Origin of the sequence: Vibrio sp. V42_P2S4T144 (genome assembly GCF_009904715.1) — a bacterium.
GTDB classification, from domain to species: Bacteria; Pseudomonadota; Gammaproteobacteria; order Enterobacterales; family Vibrionaceae; genus Vibrio; species Vibrio alginolyticus.
In genome coordinates, this window is record NZ_WXWS01000286.1 from 1 (window position 1) to 11895 (window position 11895).

General features: G+C 46.6%; 9 protein-coding genes. All 9 read right to left on the reverse strand.

Annotated features, from left to right (window positions below; translation table 11 throughout):
- Window positions 1-79 precede the first annotated feature (79 nt).
- The 9 genes from CAG68_RS09650 to CAG68_RS09690 all read right to left on the reverse strand — a co-directional run bounded on the left by CAG68_RS09650 (window position 80) and on the right by CAG68_RS09690 (window position 11740).
- Window positions 80-1411, reverse strand: coding sequence for a trypsin-like serine protease (locus CAG68_RS09650; protein WP_161441049.1), 1332 nt, complete (start codon window positions 1409-1411; stop codon window positions 80-82).
- Window positions 1412-1602: 191 nt separating this feature from the next.
- A complete protein-coding gene (locus tag CAG68_RS09655; protein ID WP_005377290.1) occupies window positions 1603-2082 on the reverse strand; it encodes a GNAT family N-acetyltransferase in 480 nt (159 codons plus the stop codon).
- A 189-nt stretch (window positions 2083-2271) separates the two neighbouring features.
- The gene (locus CAG68_RS09660) at window positions 2272-4149 is read right to left on the reverse strand and encodes a propionyl-CoA synthetase (protein WP_054728524.1); all 1878 of its coding nucleotides are present in this window, start codon (window positions 4147-4149) and stop codon (window positions 2272-2274) included.
- Between the two features lie 77 nt (window positions 4150-4226).
- On the reverse strand, window positions 4227-5423 hold the full coding sequence (gene prpF / locus CAG68_RS09665; protein ID WP_005377286.1) for a 2-methylaconitate cis-trans isomerase PrpF: 1197 nt from the start codon (window positions 5421-5423) through the stop codon (window positions 4227-4229).
- Between the two features lie 9 nt (window positions 5424-5432).
- Window positions 5433-8024, reverse strand: a complete 2592-nt coding sequence (acnD, locus tag CAG68_RS09670) for a Fe/S-dependent 2-methylisocitrate dehydratase AcnD (protein WP_161441050.1) — start codon at window positions 8022-8024, stop codon at window positions 5433-5435.
- Between the two features lie 156 nt (window positions 8025-8180).
- On the reverse strand, window positions 8181-9323 hold the full coding sequence (prpC, locus tag CAG68_RS09675) for a bifunctional 2-methylcitrate synthase/citrate synthase (RefSeq protein WP_005377283.1): 1143 nt from the start codon (window positions 9321-9323) through the stop codon (window positions 8181-8183).
- 132 nt (window positions 9324-9455) lie between these two features.
- Entirely contained in the window at window positions 9456-10352 is an 897-nt protein-coding gene (gene prpB / locus CAG68_RS09680; RefSeq protein ID WP_161441051.1) for a methylisocitrate lyase, read from the reverse strand.
- Between the two features lie 12 nt (window positions 10353-10364).
- Window positions 10365-11078, reverse strand: coding sequence for a GntR family transcriptional regulator (locus CAG68_RS09685; protein WP_005377279.1), 714 nt, complete (start codon window positions 11076-11078; stop codon window positions 10365-10367).
- A 263-nt stretch (window positions 11079-11341) separates the two neighbouring features.
- Complete coding sequence (locus tag CAG68_RS09690; RefSeq protein ID WP_161441052.1) at window positions 11342-11740, reverse strand: GFA family protein; 399 nt, start codon at window positions 11738-11740, stop codon at window positions 11342-11344.
- Window positions 11741-11895: the final 155 nt, after the last annotated feature.

The following is an 11895-nucleotide window of genomic DNA, read 5'->3' on the forward strand; positions in this document are numbered from 1 at the left end:
TGGTAACTATGTACTGATCGTTGAAACCAAGAATGAATCTTATCTCATGGTCAACGAATCAAATTCACTGGCCCGATCGTTAGTTAGACTTGCAATTCGCATCGCCGACTTTTTGCCAAACACCCCAAGGCCCTGAGTCTGCTGGATTATCACCTTGAGTCCACCACTGCGCTTGCCAAACTTTACCATTCCAAGTAACCGTATCTCCTTTGAGATACACTAAGTTGGCTTGCCATACAGTTTTACAGCTATCTGTGGGAGGCGTTGTCACCGTTTTCGCTTGAGCGGATACTAACGCTTGGTATTGTGTGCTGGTCTTATCAACGTTGAAGTTCAAAGCCACTCTTGCTTCTCCGCTCTGAGTAGCACCAAATTCAACATCAACACGACAACTTGCATTCATTGCTAACGTCGCCTGAGAGCACTGATCATTGGCAATAACAGCTGCATCAGTAACACCCGAAGCAAACGCGCGAACATTTTCCACAGTGAACGTGGTGTTCCCTGAATTCTGGATAACAAAGCTATGTTGCTGTAACTCCCCAACATTAAATGATGCCAGTGTCTGTTCGGTGGTGTATCCAACAGAAACATTTTCTTTTGGTGGTGTTGCTGTTCCGATAACACCATCGACAAAATTGCGCATAGCAGCGATATCGCTATAAACCCCATACATACCAGGACGAGCACAACCTATTCCCCAACTGACCACACCAAGTTGAGTAATTACACCACTGCGATTAATAACGATTGGACCACCACTATCTCCCTGACAAGAATCTATCCCACCTTGAGGAATACCCGCACAGAATGACACTTCTCCAACCGTTGTGTAGTTGCCACCGGCTTGACGGCAAGTCATATCCGACACAAGTGGGACGTCAACCTCCTGCAATCGAGACGGAGAGCTTCCTCCTTCAGAAGTTCGCCCTAAGCCAGCAACACTAAGCCAATCTCCGATGCTCGCGTATTGCGTTAGACTACCATTCGCAATCTCAACTGAAGAAACACCTTGAGGCACAGAGTCGAGCTTCAATACCGCGAGGTCATGAGAAAGCGTCGCGCGGCGATATGCCGGGTGCATATGGATCTCACTGACGTTTGCACGAACACCATCACTACCGTTATAAACAACGCCACCGATTTTAACCGCAATCTGACTCGGAGAATCACCCTCAACACAATGTGCAGCAGTCAGGACGTAACCATTCCCGATATAACTGGCCCCACAATACGATCGGTTACCATAACGACTAACAATTTGGGTGTAGAATTTCCAGTCACGTGGGTCGGCAGTTACTCCGCCTACGATCTGGGGTTGGATAGTGTGATTTTGCGTCTGTGACAAATCATCAGCACTTGCGAACATTGGCAAAACGGCTAAAGCAAGTAACGATTTTGTTAGTTTCAAAATATTGTCCTCTTGTTTTTGTAAGCACGATCCTCGTGCTACTAATAAACAAGCAGACAAAAACGCCGATACCAATGTAGGTGCATATCAATTTGTTAACATTGCGAGTAGCTTATAGAGAAAAGTCTATTGACGAACTGAATGATTTCAATTCGATCGAACCTAAATCACAATATTAAAGTTAAATACGATTATTCGTTCAGCGGTTTTCTTAAATAGTGGATATGGTGTGCAAATCCTTGTTTTTCATACAAAGATATTGCGCCCTGGTTAAAATGCCATACTTCAACAAACATCTGTTTTGCACCGTAATCAGAGAACGTTGACTCAATTTTATTAATCAAAGCCTGCGCCGTACCTTGTTTTCGATATTCAGGCAGCACATAGAGCTCATCCACGCTTCCCATCATAACTGGCTGGCTGACGGTAGAAATAAGTTCACAGAAGTGACCAGAAATAAAGCCAATAATTTCATCTCCTTGTTTTGCTACGTAAACAAGGCACTCAGGGTCATCAATATATCGAGCAATGCTTTTTTCTTGTTCTATCTCCTCTGCCGTTTTGAAAAGCTCAGGAGATTGAAGATGATGCTCATCATGAAGCTCGAACATAAGATCGTTGAGCAACTCTAGGTCGCTAAAACACGCAGGTTTAATCGCAAACGTGGTCATACAAAGGGTCACTAAAAATGGAATGGCTGTAGTTTGTGAGGAAAACGTCGTATTGGCAAGTCACAAATGCTTTCACGATACGTTTGTACTGTTTGAGCAACAAAAAAGCCCCTGTACTTAATAAACGTACAGAGGCAGAACCAACCTACAGAGTTCGAGGATCAGGGGTTAGTTAGAATTGAGTTTTTCTCAGCGTCGTAGCACTCGCTCAATTTCGTTCAAGCTACTTGGGTCATCAATCGTTGACGGAACGGTGTATTTTTCACCATCAGCTATTTGACGTATAGTTCGACGCAAAATTTTACCTGAACGTGTTTTCGGTAAACGGTCTACAACCAACGCATGCTTGAAGCAAGCAACTGCACCTATCTCACTACGCACTTTGCCAACAAGCTCACCTTCAAGGTCTAGCTCATCCACTTTGACGCCGTCTTTCAGTACAACAAAACCAAGTGGAAGCTGACCTTTTAGATCATCGTGGATACCAACCACCGCACATTCTGCAATCGCTGGGTGGCCTCCTACTATTTCTTCCATTTCACCTGTCGACAATCGATGTCCCGCGACATTAATCACGTCATCAATACGTCCCATAATAAACAGGTAACCGTCTTCATCCAGATAGCCACCATCACCTGACACGTAGTAGCCTGGGAATTGGCTAAGATAACCAGTTTCAAAACGGTCATGATTACGCCAAACCGTTGGCAGACAGCTTGGTGGTAGCGGACGTTTTAATGCTACAAAGCCTTGTTGGTTAGGCCCGACAGCCTCTCCAAGTTCATTCAGAATTTCGACCTGATAACCCGGAATGGGCTTCGTCGAAGAACCAGCTTTAACTGGCATCATTTCGACACCTGTCGGGTTGCCAGCGATGGCCCAGCCCGTCTCGGTTTGCCACCAGTGGTCAATAACGGGCTTGTCCGCTTTGCTCTGAACCCACTCCAGTGTCGGAGGGTCGAGGCGTTCTCCCGCCATAAAGATGGTTTTCAGATTCGACAAGTCGTACTGTTTTAAGTGCTCACCTTCCGGGTCCTCTTTCTTAATCGCACGAAACGCCGTTGGTGCAGAGAACAACGCATCTACTTTATATTCATCACACACTCGCCAAAATGCGCCAGGATCCGGTGTTCGAACAGGCTTGCCTTCGAATAGGATGGTAGTGCAACCGTGAATCAGTGGAGCGTAAACAATGTAAGAGTGCCCGACTACCCAGCCCACATCAGATGCCGCCCAAAAGACGCCATCTTGAGGAATGTTATAGATTGCGCTCATGGAGTACTTCATCGCGACAGCATGACCACCGTTGTCACGCACAACGCCTTTCGGCTTACCTGTCGTACCCGATGTATAAAGTATGTAGAGCGGATCGGTTGCTAACACCGGAACACAACCATGTGGCAGCGCTTGGTTGTACTCTCGCTGCCAATCTAAGTCTCTTTCTTGGTTTAGCTCAGCGTCGCACTCTGGGCGTAGGAAAACAAACACTTTCTCAGGCTTCCAACGGCTGTCCATAATGGCTTTGTCTACCATTGGTTTGTATGGAATGACTTTGTTGATCTCAATCCCACACGACGCCGTCATGATGACTTTCGGCTCTGCATCTTCAATTCGTACAGCAAGTTCATTAGGTGCAAAACCACCGAATACAACGGAGTGAATCGCCCCCAAACGCGCACAGGCTAGCATCGCCATTGCGGCTTCTGGAATCATCGGCATGTAAATAACGACTCGATCGCCTTTTTCAACGCCTTGGGCAGACAGCATGCCGGCAATTTTTGCCACTTGGTCACGCAGGTCACTATAGGTATACGTTGTTTTATTGCCGGTTACTGGCGAGTCATAAATGAGTGCAGTATTATCACCGCGTCCTTGCTCGCAATGGTAATCTAATGCTAACCAGCACGTATTCATTACACCATCTGGAAACCAACGTTCTATGCCGTTTTCATCAGATTTCAAGATAGTTTTAGGAGATTCGAACCAATCGATATTCTCCGCTTGAGCGCGCCAAAAACTCTCCGGTTCATTCTTCGCCCATAAGTATTCTTTTTCGTATGAAGACATATTGCTTCCTCCAGTATGTCCTGACATTGCTCTCGTTCTACTCAAAGATCGCTCTTTTAATCCAAAGATCGTCTCTTTTAATCGAAGACATAGAAGGGTACACGCACAAATCCCTCCATCAGTATTCTCGCACTTCGGCTCATAATGGCTTTTTGCACCACCCAGCCCTGCTCAGTTTGCTTCGCTTGTGCCCCAACTTTTAACGTTCCTGACGGGTGACCAAAAGTCACGGACTCTTTTTCACCGCCACCAGCGGCTAAATTCACTAACGTTCCGGGCACACACGCGGCAGAAGCAATAGCAACGGCTGCTGTTCCCATCATTGCATGATGTAGCTTGCCCATCGACAGCGCGCGAACGAGCACATCAATATCCGACTCATTAACGGCTTTACCACTTGAAGACAGGTAACTTTTCGGTTTAGAAACAAACGCTATTTTCGGCGTATGTTGGCGTGTTTGAGCTTCTTCTAAATCAGAAATCAGGCCCATTTTTAACGCGCCATATGCGCGGATGGATTCGAACATCGCTAATGCTGTGTCATCGTTGTTGATATCGTCTTGCAGCTCGGTGCCCTGATATCCTATCGATTCAGCATCAATAAAAATGGTTGGTATGCCCGCGTTAATAAAGGTCGCGTTGAACGTACCCACATCCGGCACCACCAAATCATCAACTAAGTTACCCGTTGGGAACATACTTCCTTCGCCATCGGAAGGGTCAACAAAATCCACTTGAATCTCTGCAGCTGGAAACGTGACACCATCGAGTTCAAACTCTCCAGTTTCCTGGACAAAACCATTGACGATTGGCACATGAATCAAGATGGTTTTGCTGATGTTCACCTGCCAAACACGCACCGTCACAATGCCATTTTCTGGAATGCGATCTTGTGGGATCAGACCAGCATGAATGGCGAAAGGACCGACAGCGGCAGACAAGTTGCCGCAGTTACCGCTCCAATCGACGAATGGTTTGTCGATCGACACTTGGCCAAATAAGTAGTCAACATCGTGATCGGCTCTGCTGCTGCGCGAAACAATCACTGTTTTACTGGTGCTTGACGTCGCGCCCCCCATGCCATCAATTTGCTTCGCGTAAGGATCAGGGCTGCCAATAACGCGTAGCAACAGTTTGTCACGTGCGGCTCCAGCCACTTGCGCTTCTTGAGGTAAATCCTCTAGGTTGAAAAAGACACCTTTACTCGTGCCGCCACGCATGTACGTCGCGGGCACTTTTATTTGGCTTGTTTGATTCGGAGTATTATTTGACATACGCACTCCTTATTGTGCCAAGAAATCTTGCGCGAAACGCTGCAGAACACCGCCTGCGTTGTACACGTGAACTTCGTCAGCGGTATCTAAGCGACAAGTAACCGGAACATCGACTTTATCGCCGTTGGTGCGTGTGATAACCAGCGCTAAATCAGCGCCCGGCTTGATTTCTCCAACCACGTCGTAAAGTTCCGTACCATCCAGCTCTAGCGTATTGCGGTTAACGCCCGACTTGAATTGCAGTGGTAGTACGCCCATGCCAACCAAGTTAGTACGGTGAATACGCTCAAATCCTTCAGCAACAATGGCTTCTACGCCTGCCAGTCGAACGCCTTTTGCTGCCCAGTCACGGGATGACCCCTGACCGTAATCCGCGCCAGCCACCACGATCAATGGTTGTTTACGATTCATGTAGGTTTCAATCGCTTCCCACATACGAACCACCTGCCCTTCTGGCTCTACACGCGCCAGAGATCCCTGCACGACTTCACCGTTTTCCTTCACCATTTCATTGAACAACTTTGGATTAGCGAAGGTCGCGCGTTGCGCCGTTAAGTGGTCACCACGGTGAGTCGCGTAAGAGTTGAAATCTTCTTCTGGCACACCCATTTTCGCTAAGTATTCACCTGCTGCGCTGCTTCCAAGAATCGCGTTGGATGGTGATAAGTGATCAGTGGTGATGTTGTCGCCCAGAATCGCCAATGGACGCATACCAGACAATGTTCTTTCTCCCGCTAGCGCACCTTCCCAGTACGGTGGTCGGCGGATGTAGGTACTCATCGGACGCCAGTCGTACAGCGGGTTGGGATTTTGCTCTTGATCATTCAGCTTAAACATCTGAATGTAAACTTGCTTAAACTGCTCAGGTTTAACATGAGTACCGACAACTGCATCGATCTCTTCATCGCTTGGCCACAAATCATTTAAGTAAATTGGTTTGCCATGTTGGTCAGTGCCCAGTGCATCGCGCTCGATATCAAAACGAATGGTACCGGCCAGCGCATAAGCGACAACCAATGGTGGTGAAGCCAAGAAAGCTTGTTTGGCGTACGGATGGATTCGACCATCAAAGTTACGGTTACCAGAAAGCACCGCTGTCGCATATAAATCACGGTCGATGATCTCTTGTTGGATTTTTGGATCCAGCGCACCACTCATACCGTTACAAGTTGTACATGCGTAACCAACAATGCCAAAGCCAAGCTTCTCTAGCTCTGGTAATAAGCCCGCTTCTTCCAGATACAAGCGTGCAACTTTAGAACCCGGAGCAAAAGACGATTTCACCCACGGTTTACGTACAAGACCAAGTTCGTTGGCTTTCTTCGCCACAAGGCCAGCAGCAACCACGTTTCTTGGGTTACTGGTATTCGTACATGAGGTAATAGCAGCGATGATCACTGCACCATCTGGCAACTCGCCTTCTTTCTCTTCCCACACTCCAGAAATGCCGCGCTGTGCCAACTCAGAAGTTGGTAAACGACGATGAGGGTTTGACGGACCAGCCAAGTTACGGCTAACTGATGATAAATCGAACTCAAGTACGCGCTCGTAAACTGCGCTATCAAGATCGTCTGCCCAAAGACCGGTTTGTTTTGCGTAATTTTCTACTAAAGCAACTTGTTCTTCATCTCGACCAGTTAGTTTCAAGTAATTGATGGTCTGTTCATCAATATAAAACATGCCAGCTGTTGCGCCGTATTCTGGTGTCATGTTTGAAATCGTTGCGCGGTCTCCGATCGTTAGATCACGTGCGCCTTCTCCAAAGAATTCAAGATATGAAGATACCACACGCTCATTACGAAGAAACTCAGTAATCGCGAGGACAATATCCGTTGCGGTAATGCCCGGTTGACGTTTACCCGTCAGTTTGACACCGACAATATCTGGTAGACGCATCATTGATGGTCGGCCAAGCATGACGATTTCTGCTTCCAGACCACCGACACCTATCGCAATAACACCAAGAGCGTCTACGTGAGGCGTGTGACTGTCCGTACCCACACAGGTGTCAGGGTAGGCAATGCCCTGCTTTGCTTGTACCACAGGAGACATTTTTTCCAAGTTGATCTGGTGCATGATGCCATTCCCAGCTGGAATCACGCTGACGTTTTCAAACGCTGTTTTACACCACTCGATAAAGTGAAATCGGTCTTCATTACGGCGCTCTTCAATCGCGCGGTTTTTGTCGAAGGCATCAGGGTCAAAGCCCGCATGTTCAACCGCTAAAGAGTGGTCAACGATCAATTGTGTCTCAACCACTGGGTTCACTTTTGCAGGATCACCGCCCTGATCTGAAATGGCATCGCGCAGACCCGCTAAATCGACTAGAGCGGTCTGACCAAGAATGTCATGACAAACAACGCGTGCTGGATACCAAGGAAAATCAAGATCGCGTTTGCGTTCAATTAACTGTTTCAGGCTATCTGTCAATGTGTTCGGGTCACAGCGGCGGACCAGTTGCTCAGCTAGCACGCGAGAGGTATAAGGGAGTGTTTCATAGGCTCCAGGAGAAATGGCATTGACGGCTTCGCGTGCATCAAAATAATCCAGTTGAGTTCCCGGAAGCGGCTTACGATATTGGGTATTAATATTTGTGTTCATGGTTTGCTTCCATTCAGTCTTTACATCTTGCCTTCATCAAGGTTTTCCATTGCTCCAGAAACACAGTGATGAGAGGATCTCCTTCCTCTGTTAGAGAGAATGACAAAGGAAGGAGGTGGTCAACCAAAGCATATAATGCCCTCGTTGACCTTCGCGCTAGCGATTCTCGATAGGCACCCATTCTTGATGATCTGGGCCCGTATAATCGGCACTTGGGCGAATAATACGGTTATTGGCACGCTGTTCATAAACGTGTGCAGCCCAGCCCGTTAAACGACTCATCACAAAGATTGGGGTGAATAGTTTGGTTGGAATGTCCATGAAGTGGTAAGCCGATGCATGGAAGAAGTCCGCATTACAGAACAGACCTTTCTCTCGCTTCATCACTGATTCAACACGCTCAGAAACCGCATATAGATGTGTATCACCAACTTGCTTCGATAACTCTTTGGACCAGCGTTTTATTAAGGCGTTGCGAGGGTCACTTTCACGATAAATCGCATGACCAAAGCCCATGATCTTGTCTTTATTGGCTAGCATTTTCATGATGTTCGCTTCCGCCTCGTCGGGCGTTTGCCAATCTTCAATCATTTCCATCGCCGCTTCGTTCGCACCTCCGTGAAGTGGCCCACGAAGCGTACCGATTGCCGCCGTGATACAAGAATGAATGTCTGACAACGTTGATGCACAAACGCGTGCTGCGAATGTAGAAGCATTAAACTCATGTTCAGCATAAAGAATGAGCGAGCAATGCATCACTTGTTTGTGCAGCGCAGATGGCGCTTTGTCTGTAAGTAATCGCAAGAAGTAACCACCGATGCAATCTTCAGTCTGATCCTCGGTGTTGATACGCACGCCATCATGACTAAAGCGGTACCAGTAACAGATGATGGCAGGGAACAAGGCTAACATACGTTCGGTTGCTTTCAGTTGCTCCTCGAAGCTCATTTCCTGCTCTAGGTTACCCAATACAGAACAACCCGTGCGCATTACGTCCATTGGGTGTGCGCTTGCAGGAATCAACTCTAAAGCTTGTTTTAGCTCGGCTGGCAAACCTCTAAGGCTGAGTAGGTGTGTTTTGTACGCATCAAGTTCTTGTTGATTCGGCAAGTGACCGCGTAACAGAAGGTGAGCCACTTCTTCAAACTGTGCGTTGTTCGCAAGATCAGTAATATCGTATCCACGATAAGTTAGACCAGTTCCCGTTTTTCCGACAGTACATAAAGCTGTGCTTCCTGCGCTTTGACCACGAAGGCCTGCGCCACCTAATTCTGCTTTCTTTTCTGCAGTTTGAGACATTGTTTGAACTCCTTTTCTGTCTGACTTTTCCCTCTCTGGGGTGTTTTTAGCCAAACGAATTTCACGTTATTAGATGAGATAAATTCCGATTATCTTTTTCTTGGGCTTCCGTCTATTTTTACTTTTCCCCCACTATTTCCCTTCAGAGAATAACTGGTCAAGTTTGTCTTCGTAGTCGTGGTAATTCAGGTGCTGATATAACTCTTTACGTGTTTGCATCGAATCAACCAGTGCTTCCTGATTACCCACTTCTAGCAAATGTTTGTAGACCGTTTCAGCAGCTTTGTTCATGGCACGGAACGCACTTAATGGATAAAGCACCATGTCCACTTTTGCTTTCGCTAGCTCATCACAGCCATACAGCGGTGTCGCGCCAAATTCTGTAATATTCGCCAGAATAGGAACGTGCTTTCCGGTCGCTTGATCAAGCGCATTTGAGAACTGAAGGTACTGGTCCAGCTTGTTCATCGCTTCTGGGAAGATCATGTCTGCGCCAGCTTCCACACACGCAATCGCGCGCTCGATTGCGCTGTCCATGCCTTCAACAGCTAACGCGTCAGTACGAGCCATAATCACGAAACTTTCATCATTGCGTGCATCAACCGCGGCTTTTACACGATCAACCATCTCTTGCTGGCTGACTATTGCTTTGTTCGGACGATGACCACAACGTTTCTGTGCGACTTGGTCTTCCATGTGCACCGCTGCCGCGCCTGCTTTTTCCATCGCTTTGATCGTGCGAGCAATGTTAAATGCACCGCCAAAACCCGTGTCGATATCAACCAAAAGAGGCAAATCACATGCGTTAGTGATGCGGTCAACGTCAACCAAAACGTCGTTTAATGTTGTGATACCGAGATCCGGCAATCCGTATGAAGCATTTGCGATACCGCCACCAGACAAGTAAATCGCTTGGTGACCCAAGTTTTTTGCCATCATGGCGCAATACGGGTTTATAGTGCCGACAATTTGTAGTGGATTATTTTGTTCAATGGCGAGTCTGAATTTCGCTCCCGGTGTTAAGCTCATGACGAATTCCTTCTAGTCTTTGTCTAAACTTTCTGTATGTATAATTTGAGATTGGATGAGCTTTCGACTTCCTGATATGTGTCTTCTCATCAACATTTCTGCAAGCTCTTCATCGCGATTGCGAATGGCTTCCAAAATGAATTTGTGTTCGGTGAGCGCCTCATTCGGGCGAGATTGCGCACGTGGCGACTGGTAACGATACATCCGTAATAAGTGATAGAGTTCATCACACAGCAGAGATATTAACTTACTGTTTCTGCTCGCTTGGATGATGCGATAGTGAAAATCAAAGTCACCATGTTGATGGAAGTAAGACGCGCCTTCCATTTGGTCTATATGCTTGGAATGTGTCGACAATAGCATTTCCAAGCTTAAGAGCTCTTCTTGCGTAATGTGTCGCGCAGCTAACCTTGCCGCCATGCCTTCCAATGCTTCTCGAACGGCATAAAGTTCTATCAGCTTTTCCGGAGAAAAAGTGGTCACTCTAGCCCCAACATGAGGAATTCGCTCGATGAGCCCTAGCCCCTCTAAGCGCATCAATGCTTCACGCAAAGGCCCACGACTGACTTGATATTTCTTTGCTAGCTCAGGCTCTGATATCTTATGGCCAGGCTTCACGTCGCCATTAACAATGACTTCAATCAGTGTTTCGGTCAGTGTTTCGGATTTGGTGTGTTCTTTCTCAGAACCCAGCACTTTATAACGAGCTTTCAACTCAGAGTTCATATTCAGATACTCTTGTTACCGACATCGAAATGTCTACAATTTCTTAACCTGAATATAAAGTAGTCGATCAAAGTGTCGACAATCAAGTAAATTGTCGACAATTTAGACTAAGGTCGTAATTTAAATGGGCATAAAATGCCCATTAAGTGCCATTTTTAGCAGAAATAAAGAATAGTGAGTTCATATTGTCGACAACTTATAAACCTTTAAGCTTATGATCTAAAGACTAAAAGCTCAGCTGTCGAACAATAATCGGATAAAAACTATTCTTTAGGTACAAATTGATCAAAGACTTGTTGCGAAGTCATCTTTTGTGAAGCGGAATTGAGGTCATAATAAGCTGGCTTTTCATCGGTAAAAATCTCTAAAGTGAGTTTGAAATCTGGGTTATCGAACAAACCAGCGGAAAGAATGTACTCACCTGTCGGCAACAAATGGTAGAAAAGGTTTGTACCACACTCACCGCAAAACCCCCTCACTCCCCAGTCTGACGACTGATAACGTTTAGGTTCGCCACCTTTAAACGTCACGTTAGGCCTACAATGCACCGCATGAAGTGCGCCACTCGACCATTTTCGACACATAGAGCAATGGCACAGGCTAACCTCATTTTTAACCTCAGCGATGACTTCAATTGCGCCGCACAAACACGTCCCTTTCATTCTCTTTTCCTCGTTCATTTTCCGTCATTTTATTATGGCCTACCAAAGCGTAAAGCCGCGTGACCTAACACCAACTTCTCGCCGTGAACTTTATGAACAAAATAACCGAAATGCTCAATATTCTCTTTATATCTCTTTTACAGACAGATATTTAA

Bases quoted from the DNA above. Each gene is read 5' to 3' on its own strand.
- prpC (WP_005377283.1), bottom strand. From the start codon at position 9,323: ATGTCTCAAACTGCAGAAAAGAAAGCAGAATTAGGTGGCGCAGGCCTT.
- prpB (WP_161441051.1), bottom strand. From the start codon at position 10,352: ATGAGCTTAACACCGGGAGCGAAATTCAGACTCGCCATTGAACAAAAT.
- acnD (WP_161441050.1), bottom strand. From the start codon at position 8,024: ATGAACACAAATATTAATACCCAATATCGTAAGCCGCTTCCGGGAACT.
- prpF (WP_005377286.1), bottom strand. From the start codon at position 5,423: ATGTCAAATAATACTCCGAATCAAACAAGCCAAATAAAAGTGCCCGCG.
- CAG68_RS09685 (WP_005377279.1), bottom strand. From the start codon at position 11,078: ATGAACTCTGAGTTGAAAGCTCGTTATAAAGTGCTGGGTTCTGAGAAA.
- CAG68_RS09660 (WP_054728524.1), bottom strand. From the start codon at position 4,149: ATGTCTTCATACGAAAAAGAATACTTATGGGCGAAGAATGAACCGGAG.
- CAG68_RS09655 (WP_005377290.1), bottom strand. From the start codon at position 2,082: ATGACCACGTTTGCGATTAAACCTGCGTGTTTTAGCGACCTAGAGTTG.
- CAG68_RS09690 (WP_161441052.1), bottom strand. From the start codon at position 11,740: ATGAAAGGGACGTGTTTGTGCGGCGCAATTGAAGTCATCGCTGAGGTT.